16 protein-coding genes and 1 pseudogene are annotated in these 20,760 nt (G+C 68.5%); 12 read left to right on the top strand and 5 right to left on the bottom strand.

Features of this window, described 5'->3' with window-relative positions; all coding sequences use genetic code 11:
- Nucleotides 1-541 (top strand): annotated as a pseudogene (locus ACFYNU_RS26505) (hypothetical protein); the annotation flags it as partial.
- Nucleotides 542-1,177: 636 nt separating this feature from the next.
- Here the strand turns inward: ACFYNU_RS26505 and ACFYNU_RS26510 are convergent.
- Nucleotides 1,178-1,873: a DUF1524 domain-containing protein gene (locus ACFYNU_RS26510; protein ID WP_356593669.1), complete on the bottom strand. Its 696-nt coding sequence runs from the start codon at nucleotides 1,871-1,873 to the stop codon at nucleotides 1,178-1,180.
- Nucleotides 1,874-2,619: 746 nt separating this feature from the next.
- On the opposite strand from ACFYNU_RS26510, the gene ACFYNU_RS26515 reads away from it, so the two are divergent.
- On the top strand, nucleotides 2,620-3,558 hold the full coding sequence (locus ACFYNU_RS26515) for a Scr1 family TA system antitoxin-like transcriptional regulator (RefSeq protein ID WP_388767392.1): 939 nt from the start codon (nucleotides 2,620-2,622) through the stop codon (nucleotides 3,556-3,558).
- A complete protein-coding gene (locus ACFYNU_RS26520) occupies nucleotides 3,558-4,364 on the top strand; it encodes an SAM-dependent methyltransferase (protein ID WP_356593665.1) in 807 nt (268 codons plus the stop codon). The genes ACFYNU_RS26515 and ACFYNU_RS26520 overlap by 1 nt, the downstream gene beginning before the upstream one ends.
- A 544-nt stretch (nucleotides 4,365-4,908) precedes the next feature.
- Here ACFYNU_RS26520 and ACFYNU_RS26525 read toward each other — a convergent pair.
- Together ACFYNU_RS26525 and ACFYNU_RS26530 are read right to left on the bottom strand one after the other, a co-directional pair.
- Nucleotides 4,909-5,799 (bottom strand): DUF5655 domain-containing protein, encoded by an 891-nt coding sequence (locus tag ACFYNU_RS26525; RefSeq protein ID WP_356593663.1) that lies wholly within the window; start codon nucleotides 5,797-5,799, stop codon nucleotides 4,909-4,911.
- 917 nt (nucleotides 5,800-6,716) lie between these two features.
- Nucleotides 6,717-8,432: a helix-turn-helix domain-containing protein gene (locus ACFYNU_RS26530; protein ID WP_356593661.1), complete on the bottom strand. Its 1,716-nt coding sequence runs from the start codon at nucleotides 8,430-8,432 to the stop codon at nucleotides 6,717-6,719.
- A gap of 308 nt (nucleotides 8,433-8,740) precedes the next feature.
- Between ACFYNU_RS26530 and dnaK the strand changes: the two genes are divergently transcribed.
- Genes dnaK through ACFYNU_RS26565 form a run of 7 tightly spaced genes read left to right on the top strand, consistent with a single transcriptional unit; the run spans nucleotide 8,741 to nucleotide 17,490 of the window.
- Nucleotides 8,741-10,636 (top strand): molecular chaperone DnaK, encoded by a 1,896-nt coding sequence (gene dnaK / locus ACFYNU_RS26535; protein WP_356593659.1) that lies wholly within the window; start codon nucleotides 8,741-8,743, stop codon nucleotides 10,634-10,636.
- A gap of 9 nt (nucleotides 10,637-10,645) precedes the next feature.
- Nucleotides 10,646-11,230 (top strand): nucleotide exchange factor GrpE, encoded by a 585-nt coding sequence (locus tag ACFYNU_RS26540; protein ID WP_388767395.1) that lies wholly within the window; start codon nucleotides 10,646-10,648, stop codon nucleotides 11,228-11,230.
- Between the two features lie 6 nt (nucleotides 11,231-11,236).
- Nucleotides 11,237-12,211: a J domain-containing protein gene (locus tag ACFYNU_RS26545; RefSeq protein ID WP_356593657.1), complete on the top strand. Its 975-nt coding sequence runs from the start codon at nucleotides 11,237-11,239 to the stop codon at nucleotides 12,209-12,211.
- Nucleotides 12,208-12,618 (top strand): chaperone modulator CbpM, encoded by a 411-nt coding sequence (locus ACFYNU_RS26550; protein ID WP_356593655.1) that lies wholly within the window; start codon nucleotides 12,208-12,210, stop codon nucleotides 12,616-12,618. The genes ACFYNU_RS26545 and ACFYNU_RS26550 overlap by 4 nt, the downstream gene beginning before the upstream one ends.
- A complete protein-coding gene (gene clpB, locus ACFYNU_RS26555; protein WP_356593653.1) occupies nucleotides 12,609-15,248 on the top strand; it encodes an ATP-dependent chaperone ClpB in 2,640 nt (879 codons plus the stop codon). Before ACFYNU_RS26550 ends, clpB begins: the two co-directional genes overlap by 10 nt.
- Nucleotides 15,249-15,253: 5 nt before the next feature.
- Nucleotides 15,254-15,715, top strand: a complete 462-nt coding sequence (trxA, locus tag ACFYNU_RS26560; RefSeq protein ID WP_356593651.1) for a thioredoxin — start codon at nucleotides 15,254-15,256, stop codon at nucleotides 15,713-15,715.
- Nucleotides 15,715-17,490, top strand: coding sequence for an FAD-dependent oxidoreductase (locus ACFYNU_RS26565; protein ID WP_356593649.1), 1,776 nt, complete (start codon nucleotides 15,715-15,717; stop codon nucleotides 17,488-17,490). The genes trxA and ACFYNU_RS26565 overlap by 1 nt, the downstream gene beginning before the upstream one ends.
- Nucleotides 17,491-17,722: 232 nt before the next feature.
- Here the strand turns inward: ACFYNU_RS26565 and ACFYNU_RS26570 are convergent, their stop codons facing one another.
- Nucleotides 17,723-18,388 carry an HAD family hydrolase gene (locus ACFYNU_RS26570; protein ID WP_356593647.1) on the bottom strand — a complete coding sequence of 222 codons (666 nt, stop codon included), beginning with the start codon at nucleotides 18,386-18,388 and terminating at the stop codon, nucleotides 17,723-17,725.
- Nucleotides 18,389-18,648: 260 nt separating this feature from the next.
- On the opposite strand from ACFYNU_RS26570, the gene ACFYNU_RS26575 reads away from it, so the two are divergent.
- On the top strand, nucleotides 18,649-18,951 hold the full coding sequence (locus ACFYNU_RS26575) for a hypothetical protein (protein WP_388767399.1): 303 nt from the start codon (nucleotides 18,649-18,651) through the stop codon (nucleotides 18,949-18,951).
- On the opposite strand, the gene ACFYNU_RS26580 is transcribed toward ACFYNU_RS26575, so the two are convergent.
- The gene (locus ACFYNU_RS26580; RefSeq protein ID WP_356593645.1) at nucleotides 18,891-19,856 is read right to left on the bottom strand and encodes an LLM class F420-dependent oxidoreductase; all 966 of its coding nucleotides are present in this window, start codon (nucleotides 19,854-19,856) and stop codon (nucleotides 18,891-18,893) included. The genes ACFYNU_RS26575 and ACFYNU_RS26580 overlap by 61 nt on opposite strands.
- 564 nt (nucleotides 19,857-20,420) lie before the next feature.
- On the opposite strand from ACFYNU_RS26580, the gene ACFYNU_RS26585 reads away from it, so the two are divergent.
- Nucleotides 20,421-20,756, top strand: coding sequence for a metalloregulator ArsR/SmtB family transcription factor (locus ACFYNU_RS26585; RefSeq protein WP_356593643.1), 336 nt, complete (start codon nucleotides 20,421-20,423; stop codon nucleotides 20,754-20,756).
- Nucleotides 20,757-20,760: the final 4 nt, after the last annotated feature.

Below are 20,760 nucleotides of genomic sequence, written 5' to 3' on the forward strand. Positions count from 1 at the left end.
CGTCGAGGCCGGAGACCAAGACGGCGCCGAAGCCCTCCTCCAGCAAACGGCCGACGCCGGCCACGCCAACGCCCTGACGGCGTACGCCGTGAACCGGATTATGGCTGGATGGGAAGGCTTGGGGGCCCTGCTCTGGCGGGCCGCCGACGCCGGCAGCACCGACGCACTGATCCGACTCGCCGACATGCGGAAGGATGCCGGGTACCGGGAAGGCGCCGAAGCCCTCCTCCAACAAGTCGCCAACGCCGGCCACACCGACGCACTGATCCGACTCGCCGACATGCGCGTCGAGGCCGGAGACCCCGAGGGAGCCGAAGCCCTCCTCCAACAAGCTGCCACCGCCGGCCACGCCAACGCCGTATTCAGACTCGCCACGTTGCGGGAAAGGGCCGGAGACGACGAGAGAGCCAACGCATTGCTCCATCAAGCCGCCGATGCCGGGGTCGATTCCTGGCCAAGGACGTTCCGATGGCACTGGCCTTACGGTCTGGACCCAAACGGCGAACCGACCGCCGCCTGGCGTCCAGTAACGCCTCGTTGAGGAACGTGCCGCCAGTACGGGACTCGTCCCTGATCGGCAGGGCGGTCGGTGAACGCCCTCTCGAAGGCGCGAGCGGGTGTCGCGTCAAGAAGCGGGGAAAGGCGAGAGCGGCGCAGGCAACCCTGCACACAATCCGGTTTGTGAGCGTGCACCCCTGGGACAGGTGCAGGTACGGGAAGTCGGGGGTGAACCGCATGCCGATTTCACGAGGAAGACTCGTCCCTGCATAGGCCCCGGACTTTGATCCCGGCGTCCAGCTCTCCCGACAAGTGCGACCCTACGGCCAGTTCGAAAGCTGGCTCTACGAAGTCGAGGGACGCAGACACGTCTGGTCGACGCAGAATCGACCTGCGGAAACGGGTGCCCCGGCCTGCGGGCGCTTTTCCTCGCCGCCGTCGCCCGGCCACACTGGCTCGCGCATCACAACACGGCGGGGCGGGCCCTGTGATCATTCGTCAGGGCACGTCCTGGACGCGCGCTTCAATAACTCGACTCACCGCGAACTTAGTTGATGAGGCTGCGTGGCCGCGCCCATCTTGAGCGGCGATCAAGCCGTTGAACGACGACGCCCCTCGATCGGCGGGTGAATTCAAGGGGACTTTGTCGTACAGCACAGACCTCTGACGAGCCGCCCGGTTACGCGGCGCGCTCGTAGACGACCGTTGTGCCGGGGCACTTCTGCGCGAGCCTGAGCAGCGCCTGCTGCTCGGTCTCGTCCGCAGTCAATTCCCATCGCAGCTTCGTTCCCACCCAGGTGGCGGCGTAGGTGCAGTGGTACGAGCTGTCCGAAGGCAGCCACTCCGCCGGGTCGCGGTAGCCCTTGGACCGGTTAGAGGCTGCGGAGACCGCGATCAGTGTGTCCGGGCTGCCCTGGTCATTCGCGTACGCCTCGCGGCGGGGGGCGCTCCACGGCTTCGGCTCAGAGGCATGGACCTCGACGAGCGGAACGAAGTGGTCGACATCGAGGTGCGACGCGTCCGTCACCACGATGTTGTCGTAGGCGCTGTGCCAGGATCCGCCGACGAGCTTGCACCCGGTGGCAACCTGAGGGGCGGCGACGGCCTCGGAGAGGATCACCTCCTTGCGTGTGTCGCATCCGTCGCCGGCCTCCAGGCCCCTGTTCCAGTGCTTGTACAAGTCCCGCTTGTAGCCCTCACGGCGCTCATCAGCGACCGGGATACGGTCAATCGCCTCGGACAGCGGCAACGGCGCCCGCACAGAGATTTCGGGCGCGGCCTGTCGAGTACTGACAGCGTGAGCGGCCGGAGCGGTGGCGAACAGCGGCACTACGAAGGCGAGCGCGACCAGGCCACGCATCCATTTCTTGATCATGGCAATGGGTTGTAGCGGCGTGAGAGGCCCGCGCGCAGACAACCGCACACCAACTCACCCGGCTGGCCGCAAGGTTCACCCGCGGGACCGAAGAAGCGATCACCGTAGTGAGTGCGGTACGCCACCAGAAACCATGCGTAGCGCAGCAGTTCAAAGAAGGCGCTGGGCGGCGCAGGAGTCGCGGCGCGTCACCCGCGAGGTCTGCTGCACCAGGACGGGCAGAACCTCGTCCAAGACGACCAGTGCCGTGCCGTACAGGGGACTTGGTCCAGTGAGTACGACGGCAAGACCCTCACCTCCGCGAGCAAAGCCGACGGCGACCACAAGGTTCCCCTCGCCGCCGCGTGGCGAGGCGGCGGCGACGAATGGACGCCCCAGCGCAAGGAATTCGCGACCAACCTGGAGCACTCCCAGCTGATCGCTGTCCCAGCCGTCTCCAACCGGTCCACGGGCGATCAGACGCCGGATCTGTGGAAGCGCCCGCCCTCGTCACCGCCGACGCTCACCAGGCGCTGTTCGCCTCGTTCATCGAGGACGACGGCCAGTGGGAGAAGCACCGGACACGTTGTCGGTCCCGAGACCCGCCAGGCGGGATAAGGGCCGGGGTCGGCTTGGCAAGCCGGACCCGACCGGGGAGAACCGTTGAACGGCCGACCTGCGGTAACCGGCCTGCCCGGGCCATGCTTTCGGTCCCATCGGCCATCGACACGCCACTTGCGCTGTGCAATCGCACAGAGCGCGCCATCATGGGGAACAGGGCATGGTGGTCATGCCCCCGCCCACACCGAAGTGAGGTCACCGAGTCTGTGTCACGGCCCCGATCCGGCCCCACCGCGGCCCTGCGCCTGCTCGGAGCAGACCTTCGAGCCCGCCGCGAAACCGCAGGTGTCACCCTGGAGGCCGCCGCAGTCTCCCTCGGGGTACACAGGATCACCCTCAGCCGCCTGGAGCGGGCGCACACCGTGCCGAACCAGGACACCGTCAGCAGACTGCTGCACCTCTACAACGCCCCCAAGGAGGAGGCCGAAAGGGTACTCCGGGCACTGGAGGAGGCCAAGGAGCCCGGCTGGTGGCACCCGTGGCGTGATGTCCTGCCCGAGTACCTGGCCGGGGTGATCGACCTGGAGTCCGCGGCGGACCTGATCCGCGTCTACTCCCCCGGCGTCGTCCCGGAGCTGCTCCAGACCCCCGGATACGCCCGCGCCCTCCTGCAGCTGCGTTACCCCCGGGCGACCGGTGAGGAACTGGACCGGCTGCTGCGGCTCCTGCGCGAACGCCAGGAACATACCCTGCGGCGCCCGGTGCGGCCGGTGCGGCTGTGGGCGCTGATCGAGGAAGTGGTCCTCCAGCGTCCTGTCGGCGGGCCCTCGGCCATGACCGAGCAGATGAACTTCCTCGGACACTACACCCGCCACCGCGGCAGCGGGATCACCGTCCAGGTGATCCCCACGGCTGCCGGAGGGCACCCGCTGCTGTTGTCCGGGCCGGTATCAATCCTGCGCTACGCCCATCCGCTGCTGGAGGACCGGCTGATCGCCCCGAACCTGCACCCCCGTGGCGTGTCCCCCATCACCGAGGATTTCGACGTCGTACACACCTACCTCGGGGCGATGGACGAGATTGCGGCCCTCACCCCACCACCTACCACCCCCCTGCCGACACCCTTCAGAGAGGCTCCGCGCTAATGGCCGACCGACCGCTGAACCCGGCAAACCTGGACGCCGACCTCCAACCCCACAAGCCGCACTCCGCCCGGTTCTGGAACTACCTGCTGGGGGGCAAGGACAACTTCCCGGCCGACCGGGAACTCGGCGAGCAGATGAAACGCGAGTTTCCCACGGTGGTCGACCTCGCCCTGTCCACCCGTGCCTTCCTCGGACGCACCGTGCGGCACCTCGCCGCCGAGGAGGGCTACCGGCAATTCCTCGACGTCGGCACCGGCCTGCCCACGGCCGACAACACCCACGAAGTGGCGCAGCGCGCCGCCCCGGACGCCCGGATCGTCTACGTCGACAACGACCCCATCGTCCTCGCGCACGCCCGCGCCCTGCTCACCAGCACCGCCGAAGGCGAGACCGACTACGTCGACTCCGACCTCAACGACCCCGCCACCGTCATCGCTGAGGCCGCCCGCACCCTGGACCTGGACCAGCCCGTCGTGCTGATGCTGATGTCGGTGATCGGGCACGTCACCGACCCCGCCGAAGCCGTCGCCCTGGTACGGGACTACATGTCCCGCCTCGCCCCGGGCAGCGCCCTGGTGATGTGCACGACGCTCTCCTCACCGGAGGTCGACGCGATGACCCGCTCCTACGCCGACTCCGGCACCCAGCCGTATGTGGCCAGCAGCACCGAGACCATGCTCGCCATGGCCGACGGCCTAACCATCCCCGCCCCCGGCCTCGGCCCGATCAACCGCTGGCACCCCGACGAGTCCGGCCCCGGCACGGACACCCAGCAGTGGGGCTACGTCGCCTACAAACCCGCCTGAACCCCGCCGGCGGGCCATGAGCTGAGGCAGGACGGGTGCGCCCGGCCGAGTGCGATGACGAAATGTCAGCGCGGTGCTGTGAGCGCGCCCGAGACAGCAGGCCCCTGGCACCCAATGTCAGGGCCCTGCCCGGCCACACCCACGTAAGTTGACCGGAGCAGAGACCTGGAGCACCCGCCACCTTGTCCAGCCCACAGTCCGCAGCCTCTATGCCCCGTTCCAGCTCCATGGAATCTTCCGGCGGCTGGTTGCGGATATGCAGAACGACACCCGCACCGTAGTGCGCGCCGAGCACCACCACGGGGTCGTCCGCCTCGCGTCCGACGCACAGGACCGGCTCGAACGCACGGCACTCGCGCGATCCTTCGGACAGGCGTCCCCGCATGGAGGCGGCGGAACATAGCGTGGGGCGCCGGTCAGCCAAACCGGCGATCCCGCGCATCATTGGCAGTCCACCGCCACGACCTCCCCCTGCGTCGAAAGGCACCGCCCAAGGACCACCAACCAACCGCGAAACTCTCACGGCCAGGGTGCCGTAGGGCGATCATGCGGCTGCGTAGCTCGCCCGGAACAGATCCTGCGCGCGCTCCACGTCTCTCGGCGTGCGGAGCTGCACCTCCAAATCGCCCGTCCCGTGGTGGCCGAGCCCCGTCACGTCCCGGGTGAACCCGGGAACCAGGTCGACCTCCTTCGGATCGGCCTTGAGATAGACCAGGAGCTTGCTCCGCTGCGGCGGGCACAGGCAGGCGAAGTTCCGCAGGCGCTGATACGCCCGGTACTGCTTGCGCTGGATGCGGTTCACGCCGTCCCCGAGACCGAGCAGCACCTCATCGACGGCGTGCGCCAGCTCGGCCATCGACGCACCCTGCACGACGGCTGCCGCCTGTGCGACAGTCTGCCGGCGCGCCCGGCGGGTCACGCGCATGCGGCTGCTGACGGAGGCAACGGTCTCAAGACCGATCAGGTCGCTGCCGAAGAACCGGTAGCGGACCAGGTCGATCGACCTCCGGTGCTGGCGCACAGCGTGCACGTCGTAACGCGTGAAGCCGCCGGCGATGCAGATCAGGCGCGGTCCGCTCCAGAGCACCTGGGCCGCGGCCTTGGTCCCGAGCCGATCGCGGACCAGGTGCTCGAACTCCGCCCGGTGATCCATCAGCCACGACAGGTAGAACAAGCCCTGGTTGATGACCCCGGCGTCGATGCCGCGCTTGTACTCCACGATGACCGGCGACCCGTTCTCGTCCAGCCCGAGCGAATCGATCCGGCCCCCGTGGACCGGCCCCGTGCCGTACTCACTCGCCAGGAAACGAACACCCAGCAACGTCTCCATGTGCGCCTCGACGAAACCCTGCACATCCGCCTCGACCTCAGCAAGACGCGGCGCGACCTCAGTCACACCGCCCGTCGTCGTGTGGAACAGCTTCAGATCCGACACCTCCCCCTCTTCGGCTCAGAGAGCATCAACACCGAGCAGGCACAGGTTTGTTTCCGCGAACGGCTTTTCGGCCGTGAAAGAAGTGTGTGCATGGACAGCTTGACCGAGCCCACTTACCCCTTCCGCATGGCTGCCGCCGCAGGGCCCTCCAAAGCCACGCCAGGATTCCAGCACCAATCCAGCACGGTACGGATGACGAGGGGTGATGACAGGTGACGAGAGATCAGGTCATCCAGCACCTATCCAGCACGGGAAATAACTAAGGGCCCGACCCCGGAAGGTCGGACCCTTTATGACCTGCATGTTTGCCAGATCAGTGACGTGGTGCTAAGTCACCCGCTATACATTGAAGCGGAACTCGACCACATCCGTCGTGATGGGACGACTCAGATGCCCGTCGCGAGGCTGCCTGACGCGTCGTCGGGCTCCACCGTCCAGGCGGCATCCCCCGGAAGGTTTCTGTGCTGCAGGCCGTCCCCGCTGGAGGCGGAAGCCTTAAGCGGGACAACAAGGTGCCTGTTCAGGTGCGCGTCGTAGCCCGGCCCTCGCCCACGTCCTGGGGCACTTCCTTGAAGTAGGCGCGCAGGGTGCGGGGCTTGAGCCCGTAAGAGCCGCTTCCGCGCCCCGCTGGTGTCAGCGTTTGACACGGTTGCGTATTGCCAGGCCGGAAAGGCGTAGGAGGATCGGTTTGGGCACCCGGGAGGCCATTTCGATGTAGGTGCCTGTAGTGGTCAGGTCCTGTCCGATCGACGGAACATCCCCTCTTTGCGGCCCCCTCTGCTGTCTGGGTTGGTGGCCTGGTCTCGTTTCTCCAGGACGCAGCGGCGGCAGGCGGGCCATCGGGTGTACGTGTGATTGGAGCTACCGCCGAAATGTCGCCCGCGGGCATCATCCACGCGGGAGGCCCGGGGGAGAGGTCATGGCGGACCGTTCAGTACGTTCCATACCCGGGTGGCTATGTGCAGGTTCAGGCGGGTGTCGACGTTCGTCAGGTCTTGGCCGCCTACTTCGCGGATGCGTTGGAGACGGTAGCGCAGGGTGCTGCGGTGGATGGTCAGGGCGGCGGCCGTGCGGTCGTAGTTGCCGCCGTACTCGAAGTACTGGGAGAGCGTTCCGACCAGGTCGGTGCGGTGCGCGGAGTCGTAGTCCAGCAGCGGGCCGAGCCATTCGCGGACGAAGTGCTCGACCTCCTGGTGGTCGCCGATGCTGCCGAGGATGCGGAAGAGGCCGAGTTCGTCGAAGGCGGTCGTGCCATGGGGCGCCCCCGAAACCTGGCGGACCTCCAGCGCCCGCAGCGCCTCCTGGAACGAGCGGGGGATCTCGTCCGGGGTGTCGCACCGGCCGCCCACGCCGATTGAACCGGTGGGGGAACCCAGTTCGCGGACCATGGCCCGGTGGAGGGAATCCGGCCGCGGACGTCCCTTGAGGACCAGAACGGCCAGTTCCGGACGCCTGGTCTGCAGGGAACGTATCCCCAGACCGGTGGCCGCACGGTCGGCCGCCCGGACAAACGCGTCGTCGACCGCCGTGCCCTCCCAGCGCAGCGCGGCCAGGTAAAGAGGGCCGTGCAGGTCAAGGCCGACGGCTGCTGCCCTGGCGTAGGCGCTCTCGTTGTCTGTACCGGCGAGCAGATCGTCGACCAGTCCCCGGCGCAGCCTCAGCTCGACCTCGGCGAGGTTCCGCAGGTGGGCCAGCGCCAGGGTCAGTGCGGTGCACCCGTGGTCGAGTGCGAATTCTGCCCGTTCTCCCGCCATACCCCGGGGGTCGATCAGGGTCAGCGAACCGAGAAGCTCGCCCTGGTGTCTCGCCAGCGCGACGAGCCGCTCGCCGATCCGTGCGGGCTGTGGCCGCTGGGCTGTCTCGCGCAGCAGTGACTCGTGCCGTGCCTCGTCGGGCTTCGTGTGGAAGTCGGCGTGGCCGGGGCCCGCCCACGCCCGCCGATTTCCGAAGCGGTCGTCGATGACTACGGGGTGGCCGGTGAGCCGGTGGACGGCGTCCGCGATGGCTGCAACCGCGTCGGCTGCCGTGGACGCCTCGCTGAGCGCCTCGTGGACGGAGAGCCGGTACTCCAGCTCGGCCACGGAGGCCGTCAGCCGGGTGTTGACCGCCGCATGGTCCTCGTCGACCCTCCGCAGCTCCCGGGCATGATCGCGTGCCCTGCGCCGGGCCACGGCGTTCGCCAGCGCAGCCGCGGTCTGCTGGGTCAGGACATGCGTCAGGAAACGCTCGGCGCCGGTGGGGCGGGTGGGTGCGCTGATCACCAGATGGCCGAGGGCGCCCGCCCTGCCGGGGAGGGCGTATGCCCAGGCCCAGCCACGGCCTGGCACCGTGACTGGCCCTCCACGGCTGTTCAGGTCCCTGACCTGTGCGTCGAGGTGCGGCCCCTGGCCCGGCCAATCGGTCGGTGTGCGGGTGGTCGAGGTGCCGTCGTACGAGAGGTAGCCCGCCTCGGCCCGGCAGGGGCCGAGCGTGCTCACCGCGCCAAGTGCCAGCCTCAGGATGCCGCTCTCGTCCTGACCGTCATTCATGATCATCGCGAGTTCCGAAAGGCTGTAGAGGTGGGCCAGGTGCTCGCGGTCGTGGTCCGTCCGCACGGGACGGGTAACCGCGTTCGAGGGCCGGGTCTTGGTCATCATGGACTCCCGGGGCTTTTCGCTGGCAACAGCCCCACATCCAGAGTCACCCACATACGGGCACGTCGCCTTCGCAGCAGTGCCCCGCAGTAAGGGCCGGGCCCGTTTCGCCGCAGTACGGGGCCGGGTCCGCCGGTCTCGTACTGACAGACCGGCAGCGCCCCCGGATTTGGCCCTCGCGGGCCCAGGATTCGGGCGCGCCCGGCGACGACACTGGCAGCACTGCGATATCGACGTTCCACGCGCGCGGACACGTCCGTACACCTCCGCGGCCTCACACCTCCGCGGCCTTCGACGAAGGAGCAGTCATGGCTAAGGCAGTCGGTATCGACCTCGGGACCACCAACTCGGTGATCGCCGCCTGGGAGGGTGGTGAGGCGACCGTCCTTCCCAATTCGGAGGGCAGTCGCACCACCCCGTCGGTGGTCGGATTCACCGATTCCGGAGAACGGCTGGTCGGCCAGCTCGCCCGGCGCCAGGCGATCCTCAACCCCAAGGGAACGATCTACTCGGCCAAGCGATTCATCGGCCGCCGTAACGACGAGATATCCGACGAGGCCAGGGCCGTCGGCTTCGACGTGGTCGCCGACGACCAGGGGAATGCGCGCTTCTCGGTGCGCGACAAGCAGTACGCGCCGGAGGAGATCAGCGCGCTGGTGCTGCGCAAGCTTGTGGACGACGCCGGCAAGCAGCTGGGTGAGCGGGTGACGGAGGCGGTCATCACCGTGCCCGCGTACTTCAACGACGCCCAGCGCACCGCGACGAAGGACGCGGGACGCATCGCGGGCCTGGAGGTGCTACGCATCATCAACGAGCCGACGGCGGCGGCACTCGCCTACGGGCTCGACAAGAAGGAGCACGAGACGGTGCTGGTGTTCGACCTCGGTGGCGGCACCTTCGACGTGAGCCTGCTCGACGTGGGTGACGGGGTGGTGGAGGTGCGGTCGACCGCCGGTGACAGCCACCTGGGCGGCGACGACTTCGACCGGCGCCTGGTCGACCGGCTCGCGGACACGTTCCAGAAGGAGAACGGCATCGACCTGCGCAAGGATCCGCAGGCGCTGCAACGGCTGTTCGAGGCGGCGGAGAAGGCGAAGACCGAGCTGAGTTCGGTCAGCCAGACGCAGGTCAGCCTGCCGTTCATCACGGCTGACGCCTCCGGGCCGAAGCACCTCACCGAGACCGTCATGCGGTCCACGTTCGAGCAGATCACCGCCGACCTGGTGGAGCGGACGATGGAACCCGTCCAGCAGGCGATGGCCGACGCCAAGATCAGCGCGAACGACATCGACGAGGTCATTCTCGTGGGCGGTTCCACCCGTATTCCCGCGGTGCAGAACCTGGTCCGGCGGCTGACGGGCGGCAAGGAGCCGAACATGAGCGTGAACCCCGACGAGGTCGTGGCCCTGGGCGCCGCGATCCAGGCCGGGGTACTCAAGGGAGACGTCAAGGATGTCCTGCTGCTCGACGTGATCCCGCTGTCACTCGGTGTGGAGACCCGCGGCGGCGTCATGACCAAGATCATCGAGCGGAACACCACGATCCCCGTCCGCCGTACGGAGACCTTCTCCACGGCCGAGGACAACCAGCCCGCCGTGGACGTCGTAGTCCTCCAAGGAGAGCGTGAGCTCGCCGCGGACAACCGGGTCCTCGGCCGGTTCCAGCTCACCGACATCCGACCGGCGCCCCGTGGCGAGCCGCAGGTCGAGGTCACCTTCGACGTCGACGCGAACGGCATCCTGAACGTCACGGCGCGCGACAAGGACACCGGCGCCGAGCAGGGGATCACCATCAGCGAGGGATCCAACCTCGACCAGGGCGAGGTCGAGCGGATGATCCAGGAGGCCGAGAGCCACCGAGGCGAGGACCAAGCACTGCGTGAGGCCGTCGACGCCCGCAACGAGCTGGACGCGGCGGCCTACCAGGTCGAACGGCAGCTGACGGAGCTGGGTGACAGCGTGCCGACGCACGAGAAGGCACGCGCGGACATGCTGACGCACGACGCCAGGGAAGCCGTGAAAGGTGAGGCGCCGCTCGACAGGGTCAGGCAGCTGATCTCCGAACTCCAGCAGGTGTACGCCTCACTGGCCACTCATCAGGCGGGTGCGGGGCCAGGGCCTCAGGGGCAGGCAGGTCCCGAGGGCGAGGTGAGCGGACAGGGCGGATCCGACGACGTGATCGACGCGGAATTCGACAAGAGCTGAGGTGTCGTGATGTCCACCGAGCGCCGGCCGACGACACACCGGGAAGAATCTCGAGAAGGACCTCAGGAAGAACAGGCAGGCGCCCCGTCCCCCGGGAAGCCCGACGGCGACGGTCGCGCCGCGCCGGACCGTACCGTGAAGAACGATGCCTCCGACGAGCGTGCTGCGGAAACCGAGGAGCTGCGAGATCGCTGGCGCCGCGCCCTCGCGGATCTCGACAACCAGCGCAAGCGTCACGCGAGGGATCTGGCCCGCGAACGGGGCGTCGAACGCGCCCGTACCGCCGCCACCTGGCTGCCGGTCGTCGACAACCTGGAGCTGGCCCTCGGGCACGCGGGGCCCGACCCGTCCCCGGTCGTGAAGGGTGTGGAGGCCGTACGCGACCAGGCGGTCGAGGTGCTCCGGCAGCTCGGGTATCCCCGGGACGACGAGACCAAGGTGCCCTTCGACCCCGCCAGACACGAGGTCCTCGGTGTAGTCGACGACCCGGATACCGAGCCGAACACCGTGGTCCAGGTGGTGCGTCCCGGCTACGGCGAGCCCGGGAATCAGTTGCGCCCCGCATCCGTGATGGTCAACAAGCCGCAGGAGTGACGGCCCATGGCACGGGACTACTACGACGTGCTCGGGATTCGGCGCGACGCGGGCCCCGAGGAGATCCAGCAGGCATTCCGGAATCTGGCCCGCAGATTCCACCCCGACACCAACAAGGACCCGGAGGCGGAAGAGCGCTTCAAGGAGATCAACGAGGCGTACGGCGCACTGTCCGACCCCGACACGCGACGGCGCTACGACCGGTTCGGTGAGGATTTCCGCCGCGTTCCCGAGGACTACGACGAGCGGGTGACCGCCGGGGCGGGTGCCCGGGGCGGCGGCCCGTCCGGATGGAGTACGGGCGACGCCGGCGGCCGGGTCCGGTTCAGGAGGGGCGGCGGTGAGGGCTTCGGGGACGCCGGTGTCGACTTCGAGGACCTGTTCGGCGGGATGTTCGGGCGGGGTGGCCGTGGTGGGAGCGCTGGCGCCGACTGGGGGCAGGTCCCCGGCGCCGATCAAGAGGCAGGGATCGAACTCACCGTGGAGGAGGCTTATCACGGCGTCCGTCGCTCCCTCACCCTCGCCGGGCCCACCGGTCCGCGGGCCTATGACGTCGATGTACCGCGGGGGGTCACCGACGGGCAGCGCGTCCGGCTGGCCGGGGAGGGCGCGCGGGGCAGCGGCGGCGCCCCGCCGGGCGACCTCTACCTGCGCGTACGGATCAAGCCCGACGCACGATTCCGGCTGGAGGGCCGGGACATCCACGTATCGCTTCCGGTCACGCCCTGGGAGGCGGCGCTCGGCGCGAGCGTACTGGTCCCTACACCCAGCGGCGGCGCCAAGGTCACCGTCCCGGGCGGCTCGTCCAGCGGCCGGCGGCTGCGGCTGAGGGGCGAGGGCATGCCCAACCCGCGGGGGGCCGACGGCGACCTCTACGCGGAGATCCGCATCATGGTGCCGCCGGATCCAGGCGAACGGGAGCGTGAGCTCTTCGAGGAGTTGGCCGCCGTTTCCACCTTCGACCCTAGGAGGTCACGATGACCGAGGACCCGCGGCCCGCCGCGACCGGCCCGGACCACGGCGACCGCCGTCCCGTAGCGACGGCGCCCCACCGCAGCCTCACCGCCGCCGTCCGCCATCACGCCCTTGTTCCCGTGCGCCGGCTCAGCGTCGAGGGGGTCGCGCGCCGCTCGGGACTCCATCCGGATCTCGTCCGGCGGTTCGCCGCACTCGGCCTCGTCCAGGCCCGGCGCGACACGAGGGGCCAGCTCTGGTTCGAACCGACCGCTCCGGCGACCCTCGCCCGCGCCCAGCGGCTACGGGCCGGACTCTCCCTCAACTACGCGTCGCTCGGCCTGGTACTCGATCTGCTCGACCGGATCAACGAGCTGGAGGCCGAGCTGAGGCGCGGCAACGCCGGATCAAGGAGTGACGAATCGTGGATATGAACCGGCTCACCCAGAAGTCGCAGGAAGCCCTCGGGGAAGCACAGACCATCGCGGGCAGGCTGGACCAGACCGAGGTCGACGGCGAACACCTGCTGCTCGCCCTCCTCGACCAGCCGGACGGGCTGATCCCGCGCCTGTTCGACCAAGCGGGCACCGACACCCCGGAGTTGCACACCGCACTGACCCGGGAACTGGCGCGCAGGCCGAAGGTGACCGGCCCCGGAGCCACCCCGGGCCAGGTGTACGTCACCCAGCGGCTGGGCCGGCTGCTGGACGCGGCCGAGCAGGAGGCCAAGCGGCTCAAGGACGAGTACGTGTCCGTCGAGCACCTGGTTCTCGCCCTAGCAGACGAGGGCTCCATGAGCGCGGCGGGGCGTCTGCTCAAGGAGAGCGGGTTCACCAAGGACGCGTTCCTGTCCGCGCTAACCAGCGTCCGCGGGAACCAGCGCGTGACCTCGGCGACACCCGAGTCCTCGTACGAGGCGCTGGAGAAGTACGGCCGGGACCTGGTGGCCGAGGCGAGCGAGGGCACGACGGATCCGGTGATCGGCAGGGACGCCGAGATCCGGCGCGTCATCCAGATACTCAGCCGCAAGACCAAGAACAACCCGGTGCTGATCGGTGACCCCGGTGTCGGCAAGACAGCCATCGTGGAAGGTCTCGCACAACGGATCGTCCGCGGTGACGTGCCCGACGGGCTCCGTGACCGGACAATCTTTTCCCTCGACATGAGCTCGCTGGTGGCGGGAGCCAAGTACCGGGGCGAATTCGAAGAACGACTGCAAGCGGTACTGGGCGAGGTCAAGGCCGCCGGCGGACGCATCCTCCTGTTCATCGACGAACTGCACACCGTCGTCGGAGCGGGCGGCGGACCCGAGGGCGCGATGGACGCGGGGAACATGCTCAAGCCCATGCTCGCCCGTGGGGAACTGCACATGATCGGCGCCACCACCCTGGACGAGTACCGCAAGCACGTCGAGTCCGACGCCGCCCTCGAACGCCGCTTCCAACAGGTCCTGGTGGACGAACCGAGCGTGGAGGACACCGTGTCCATCCTGCGGGGTCTGCGCGAACGCCTGGAGATCTTCCACGGCGTGAGGATCCAGGACACCGCGCTGGTCGCCGCCGCGACCCTCAGCCACCGCTACATCTCCGACCGGTTCCTGCCGGACAAGGCCATCGACCTGGTCGACGAGGCATGCGCGCGGCTCCGTACGGAGATCGACTCCATGCCGGCCGAACTGGACGAGATCACCCGGCGGGTGACCCGTCTGGAGATCGAGGAGGCCGCCCTCGCCAAGGAGGACGCACCGGCCAGCCTCGAACGCCTGGAGGAACTGCGCCGCGAACTGGCCGACCTGCGGGCCGAGTCCGATGCCATGCACGCCCAGTGGGAGGCGGAGCGTCAGGCCATCCGGCGCGTACAGGAACTGCGTCAAGAGCAGGAACGCGTCCGGCAGGAGGCCGAGGAGGCGGAGCGTTCGTACGACCTCAACCGGGCCGCCGAGCTGCGCTACGGCACCCTGACCGAGCTGGAGCGCCGTCTCACGGCGGAGGAGGACGCACTCGCCGCCAAGCAGGGCGAGAACCGGCTGCTGCACGAGGTCGTCACGGAGGACGAGATCTCCGAGATCGTCGCGGCCTGGACCGGCATCCCCGTCACGCGCCTCCAGGAGGGCGAGCGCGAGAAGCTGCTGCGCCTGGACGAGATCCTCACCGAGCGGGTGATCGGCCAGGACGAGGCGGTCGCCCTGGTCACCGACGCCATCATCCGGGCCCGCTCGGGCATCCGCGACCCGAGGCGCCCCATCGGCTCGTTCATCTTCCTCGGCCCCACCGGCGTCGGGAAGACCGAGCTGGCGAAAACACTCGCCGCGGCGCTGTTCGACAGCGAGGAGAGCATGATCCGCCTCGACATGAGCGAGTACCAGGAGCGGCACACCGTCAGCAGGCTGGTCGGAGCGCCACCCGGTTATGTCGGGTACGAGGAGGGCGGCCAGCTCACCGAGTCGGTACGGCGCAAGCCGTACTCCGTCGTGCTCTTCGACGAGGTCGAGAAGGCGCACTCCGACGTGTTCAACACGCTGCTGCAAGTACTCGACGACGGCCGCATCACCGACGCCCAGGGCCGCACCGTCGACTTCCGCAACACCGTCGTCATCATGACCTCGAACACCGGCTCCGGGCATCTGCTCGACGCGGTGACCGGCGCCGGCGAGATCAAGCCCGACGCGCGTGCGCTGGTGATGGGTGAGCTGCGGAGCCATTTCCGACCCGAGTTTCTCAACCGCGTCGACGACATCGTGCTCTTCAAGCCTCTGGGCACGGCCCAGATCGAGCGCATCGTGGACCTCCAGTTCAACGATCTGCGCCGACGTCTGGCGGAACGCCGGAACAGCGTCGAACTCACCGACGCGGCCCGCGAACTCATCGCCCGGCAGGGCTTCGACCCGGTCTACGGAGCACGCCCGCTGCGCCGTTACATCTCCCACGAGGTCGAGACGCTCGTCGGACGGGCCCTGATACGCGGCGACGTGGACGAAGGCGCCACGATCCGGATCGACGCGCGGAACGGCGAACTGGTGGTGACCTTCGGGTCGGAGCCGACCGGGCACCGAAAGGCCGCGTGAGCCAAATGACCGCCAACCGGAATGAGACGAGCGGAATCACTGTCTGCGAAACCTGCCACCACACGAACCGCGTACCGCCGGCGGCCGAGGGCCGCCCACGCTGTGGCAACTGCGGGGTGGCACTGCCCTGGATCGTCGACGCCGGGGACGCCGACTTCGGGGAGATCGCGGAGAACGCCACCCCGTTGGTCCTCATCGATCTATGGGCCACCTGGTGCGGGCCCTGCCGTCTGGTGAGCCCCGCACTGGAACAGGTTGCCCGCGAACTGGCGGGACAGGTCAAGCTCGTGAAGGTCGACGTCGACCAGGCACCGCGCACCGCCCAGCGCTTCCAGGTACGGGCCGTGCCCACCCTGATCCTTCTCGACCATAGGGAGGAACTGGACCGCCGGTCGGGCGCCGCGCCCGCGTCCGTACTGCGCGAATGGGTGGAGAATACCCTCGCGCGGCAGGAGGCGCCGGCCTGATGAACACCGACACCGGACACCCGCGCCCGCCGGCCGGCGAGACCCTCGACCCGCACGGCGCCCATCCCCGGCTGACCGCGCTGCAGATTGCCACCCTCGTCCGGGACGGTGAACGGCGCGTGACCAGGGAGGGCGACGTGCTGCTCAGGGAGGGAGAACCGTGCAAGGAGTTCATCGTCGTCCTCAGCGGGACGGTCGAGATCATTCATGACTACGGCGGCCCCGAAGAACGCGTCATAGCCAGGCATGGACCCGGCCGATTCCTGGGCGAACTGGGCCTGCTCGAAGGACAGGTGGCCTTCGACACCGCAGTCGTGGCGAAACCGGGCGCCGTCCTCGCCGTACCCCTGGAGCGCCAACGCGATCTGGTCGCACGCGATCCGGTCCTCGGAGACCTCGTGCTGCGCGCCTACCTCGGCCGCCGCTCCCTGCTCATAGGGCTCGGCGCGGGCTTCCGGATTCTGGGCTCGGCCTACTCGCCCGACACACTGCGGCTGCGCGAGTTCGCCGCACGGAACCGGCTGCCCCACCGATGGACAGACCTGGAGAAGGACCAGGAGGCGGAGGAGGTGCTGCACCGGTTCGGTATCCGCCCCGATGAGACCCCCGTCGTCATCTGGAATGGACGAAAGGTACTCCGACACCCCAGCCCCGCCGACCTCGCCAGCCTCATCGGACTCCCGCACTCCCGGCTGACCGACCTCACATGTGACCTGCTGGTGATCGGCACGGGACCGGCCGGACTCGCCACCGCCGTATACGGCGCATCCGACGGCCTGCTCACCGTCGCTGTTGACGCAACGGCCACGGGCGGCCAGGCCGGCATGTCCTCTCGGATCGAGAACTATCTCGGCTTCCCCTCCGGAATATCCGGCGGCGAACTGATCGAACGATCCGTGCTCCAGGCCCGCAAATTCGGCGCACGGATCACCGTTCCCGCCGAGGCCACCGGTCTCGAACAGCGTGACGGACACTACACCGTCAGTTTCGCGGACGGCTCCGAGACCGCGACGGACACGGTGGTGGTGGCCGCAGGAGTGCGCTACCGCAAGCTCGAAGCCGACGGCATCGGGGGGCTGGAAGGGATCAGTATCCACTACGCCGCCACACTCCACGAGGCCAACCTCTGCCGTGACGACCCCGTGGCCGTGGTCGGCGGCGGCAACTCCGCCGGGCAGGCGGCGCTCTTCCTCGCCGGCCACGCGCCCGAGGTGTACCTGTTGGTCCGGAGCGGCGACCTCGGCAAGGACATGTCCCGCTATCTGGTGGACCAGTTGGAGCGGCACCCGAAGGTAGAGATCCTGACGCACACCGAAGTACGACAGGTCCACGGGGCCGACGTCCTGCGGTCGCTGAACATCGAGGACAACAGGACCGGTCGGCGACGGGAGTTGGCGGCCCGCGCCCTCTTCGTCTTCATCGGGACCCGGCCGCACACCCAGTGGCTCCAGGACACGATCGCCCTGGACTCGCAAGGGTTCGTCCTCACCGGCAGCGACGCCGAATCCGTCGCCGACGAGAAGACCTGGCTGCCACTCGGCCGCAGACCGCAGCTGCTCGAAACCACACTCCCAGGTGTTTTCGCGGCCGGCGATGTCAGGAGCGGGTCCGTCAAACGGGTGACCTCCGCTGCGGGAGAGGGCGCGACAGCGGTCCGACTCGTCCATGAACACCGCGCACGGACCGACATACCGGAAGACCCCAGCACGCCCCCGCCGAGAAGTCGATCGGACATCCGTGCTCGCATACAGCGTGCACGTCACAGCGGGTCGTAAACGAGGGTGTGCAGCGCGGAGACCTTGGCGGTGGGTATCCGGTGACTACGGCGGCCATCGACGCCGGCATGGTGGTCCCCAACGCGGTCGACGGGACGGTGCGCAGCGTGCGCGTCGCCGTCGAGGCCGACGCGGCGGATCCGGTCCAAGGCGGCACGAGAGCCAGCGACACCGTCCCGGCCACCTTGACGGCTTCCCGGCGAGAACCGGAAACCGCCATCACCCGCGCATGTCAACCCAGGCGTGCGAGAAGGCTGTTGTCCAGCCGGGCCAGGAAGTCGCCAACGTTCTCGTACACTTCATCCGCCCCGGCGGCTTCGAGCGCGTCGCGCGGGATTCCGCCGGACAGGACCGCGATGCTCGGTACGCCCGCTCTCGACGCCGCTTCCATGTCCCACACGGCGTCCCCGACGAACACCGCGCGCTCAGCGGGCACCCCGGCCAGGTCCAGCGCGGCACGCACGGGGTCGGGCGCCGGTTTGCCCCGCGGCACGTCGTCCGCGCTCGCGGTTCCGGCGATGACGTCGTCCGCGTCGATCGCCCGGCGCAGAGCATCGAGTTCCGGTCCGGACGCGGACGAGGCGAGGATGTTCGTCCAGCCCCGGTCCGCCAGTACCCGCAGTAGGTCGGCGGCAGAGTCAAAGGGAGTCAGCCGACCGAAGTATGTGCCGTACAGAGTGCTGTGTGCGGCGCTGATCTCGTCGTCCCGGTCTTTGTCCCGGTCGTCGCCGAGCAACTGGGCGATGAGATCACCGGCACCGAGCCCGATCGCCCGGTGGATGTCCGACATGGCCACCTGGTGGCCGGCGCCGCGCAGCGCCTGCCACCAGCTCGTGACGTGCAGGTAGTTCGTATCGGCCAGGGTGCCGTCCACATCGAAAAGCGCCGCGCGTGCCACTGTGTGCCTCACTCTCCCGTTACGGGCCGCAGTGGGCAGCGACCTGTGCACTGCCCAGGAGAACCCTGTTCCCGACACCCTGGTTGTTACGTCGACCGAAGTGGCCACGAATCCCTACTCACCGCTTGTGAGCGAGTCGGACCACGTCCTTCGCGGACTGACCGGATTGTCTTTCTCCTGTGCCCGATCTTGGTCTCCACCAGGTCCCCCCACAGGCCCCGCCGGCACCTGTGAGAAAGGAGGGCGGGAGGGGCCACCGTATGAGCCAGACGACCACTACACCGTTCAACGTCGCGGTCCGTAACGACTTCGATCGCTACCGGCTGGTGGTGAACGCCATCGACCGTGTGCCGGGACTCCGCGCCGGAGCCGTCACACACGACAGCAGGCCATGCCGGACGTACTCACCCGCCATCACGCCTGGATCCGTGAGCGGGCAGGGGTGTGGCCGACTGGGCTTGGCCCGGCTGACGGCCGTCGGCCGTCGGCGATCGCCGGCGTCTCAGAGAGCGCGCAGGGAGGGCAGCAGCGTCTTCTGCGACCAGTCGAGGAAGGGCTCCTGATGCTCGCCGCCGATCTGGACCAGTGCGATCTCGGTGAAGCCCGCCTCGATGTACGGCTTCACAGCTTCGACGAACAGTTGCGGGTCGCTGCCGCACGGGATGGCCTCGGCGATGTCCTCCGGGCGCACATGGCTGGTGGCTCCGGCGAACGCCGTAGGGTGCGGCAGTTCCGAGTTCACCGGCCACGGCCCCACGGACCAGCGGAACTGCTCGTGCGCCCGGGCGACGGCCGCGTCCCTGTCCGTGTCGTAGCAGACCGGAAGCTGGCCGACCTTCGGCTTTCCCCTGCCGCCGTTCGCGTCGAAAGCCTCAAGCAGTTCTCCTTTGGGCTCGGTCGCGATCACCAGATCGGCCAGTCGGCCGGCGAGCGAGCAGGAGCGCTCCCCCGAGACCGCGATGCCGAGGGGCGGCGGCTCGTCCGGGAGGTCCCACAGCTTGGCGTTGTCCACCTCGAAGTGGGCGCCCTCGTGGTTCACGACGTCCCCGGCGAACAGGGCCCGGATGATGCCGACCGCCTCCTCGAGCATTTCGATCCTGGTCCGCGCGGAAGGCCAGCCGCCGCCCACCACATGCTCGTTGAGCTGCTCGCCCGATCCCAGCCCGAGACGGAACCGGCCTTCGGACAGCAACTGCATCGTCGCGGCCTTCTGCGCGATCACAGCCGGGTGATACCGCTTGGTCGGGCAGGTCACATAGGTCATCAGAGGAATACGTGAGGTGGCCTGAGCAGCCGCTCCCAGAACACTCCAGGCATAAGGGGAGTGCCCCTGAGAGGCAAGCCAGGGAAAGTAGTGGTCGGAGGTCACGGAGAAATCGAACCCGGCCCGCTCAGCACCGACCACATGCTCCACGAGCGCGCGCGGGCCTGCCTGCTCCGTCATCATCGTGTATCCGAATCGCACCATGCGGAACGTTTAGCCGATCCCCACAGTCCGGAAACGTCTTGCCACACACGCCTCGGGCGACAACACTACGGCGGCCGGCCTGCCCCTCAGATTTCGGCAGGCCCAGCTGCGGGCCGCTGACCCCACCGCCGGTGGTGACGGCTCCCTCGCGGAACCGCTTTCCGAATGTGTGAAAGAAGTGTGCGAACGGGCTCGACCGTGCCCACTTACCCTTCCACAGGAGGGTCCGCCGCACGCTGACCAGATCGTCCTGAACCTCACTGAGCTGTTCGGTCAGGACTTGACCTGGCTCGAGGCGTCATCTCGCTCGCTCTGCAGACGCTGATGCTCCGCTATGAGCTCATCCACGCGGACGCCTAGTGCTGTGACCTTGAAGATTCACCGTGTTGTCGGTGTCGGCACGCCGTGGTCGGCATGTGCACTCGGCAGGATTTCGGCGCATCTTGCGCACTGGTCGGCAGGCTGTCGGGCTACGTCATCCCGTTGGTAGGCGCCCGCCACCGGTCGGACCAGAAACTTAAGTCTCTACTTGACTTTGCGGGCCTGATGGCTACAGTTAAGTACATGCTTAAGCATGAGGCGGAGGTGGCGGACCGGGTGTTCCACGCGCTCGCGGACGCGAACCGACGGGCGGTGATCGAGCGCCTGACCCGCGGCCCGGCCACCGTGAGCGAGCTGGCGGCCCAGCTCGGTGTGACCGTCGCCGCGACGATCCAGCACCTACGGGTGCTGCAGAACAGCGAGCTCGTGCAGTCGGAGAAGGTCGGACGGGTCCGCACCTGCCAGATCAATCCGGCCGGCCTTCGTAACGCCGAGGCGTGGCTGGAACGCCGGCGCACGGCGTGGGAGCACCGCCTGGACCGCCTCGGCGCGGTCCTCGAGGACCAGTCGAAGGAGTAAGGAT

It is taken from the genome of Streptomyces sp. NPDC006643 (genome assembly GCF_042870175.1).
Lineage (GTDB): Bacteria > Actinomycetota > Actinomycetes > Streptomycetales > Streptomycetaceae > Streptomyces.

Excerpts from the sequence above, each read along its gene's own strand:
- ACFYNU_RS26585 (WP_356593643.1), top strand. The coding sequence starts at position 20,421 with ATGCTTAAGCATGAGGCGGAGGTGGCGGACCGGGTGTTCCACGCGCTC.
- ACFYNU_RS26575 (WP_388767399.1), top strand. The coding sequence starts at position 18,649 with ATGAGCCAGACGACCACTACACCGTTCAACGTCGCGGTCCGTAACGAC.
- ACFYNU_RS26515 (WP_388767392.1), top strand. The coding sequence starts at position 2,620 with ATGGGGAACAGGGCATGGTGGTCATGCCCCCGCCCACACCGAAGTGAG.
- dnaK (WP_356593659.1), top strand. The coding sequence starts at position 8,741 with ATGGCTAAGGCAGTCGGTATCGACCTCGGGACCACCAACTCGGTGATC.
- ACFYNU_RS26545 (WP_356593657.1), top strand. The coding sequence starts at position 11,237 with ATGGCACGGGACTACTACGACGTGCTCGGGATTCGGCGCGACGCGGGC.
- ACFYNU_RS26510 (WP_356593669.1), bottom strand. The coding sequence starts at position 1,873 with ATGATCAAGAAATGGATGCGTGGCCTGGTCGCGCTCGCCTTCGTAGTG.
- ACFYNU_RS26565 (WP_356593649.1), top strand. The coding sequence starts at position 15,715 with ATGAACACCGACACCGGACACCCGCGCCCGCCGGCCGGCGAGACCCTC.
- trxA (WP_356593651.1), top strand. The coding sequence starts at position 15,254 with ATGACCGCCAACCGGAATGAGACGAGCGGAATCACTGTCTGCGAAACC.
- ACFYNU_RS26530 (WP_356593661.1), bottom strand. The coding sequence starts at position 8,432 with ATGACCAAGACCCGGCCCTCGAACGCGGTTACCCGTCCCGTGCGGACG.
- ACFYNU_RS26550 (WP_356593655.1), top strand. The coding sequence starts at position 12,208 with ATGACCGAGGACCCGCGGCCCGCCGCGACCGGCCCGGACCACGGCGAC.
- ACFYNU_RS26540 (WP_388767395.1), top strand. The coding sequence starts at position 10,646 with ATGTCCACCGAGCGCCGGCCGACGACACACCGGGAAGAATCTCGAGAA.
- ACFYNU_RS26520 (WP_356593665.1), top strand. The coding sequence starts at position 3,558 with ATGGCCGACCGACCGCTGAACCCGGCAAACCTGGACGCCGACCTCCAA.
- ACFYNU_RS26580 (WP_356593645.1), bottom strand. The coding sequence starts at position 19,856 with ATGGTGCGATTCGGATACACGATGATGACGGAGCAGGCAGGCCCGCGC.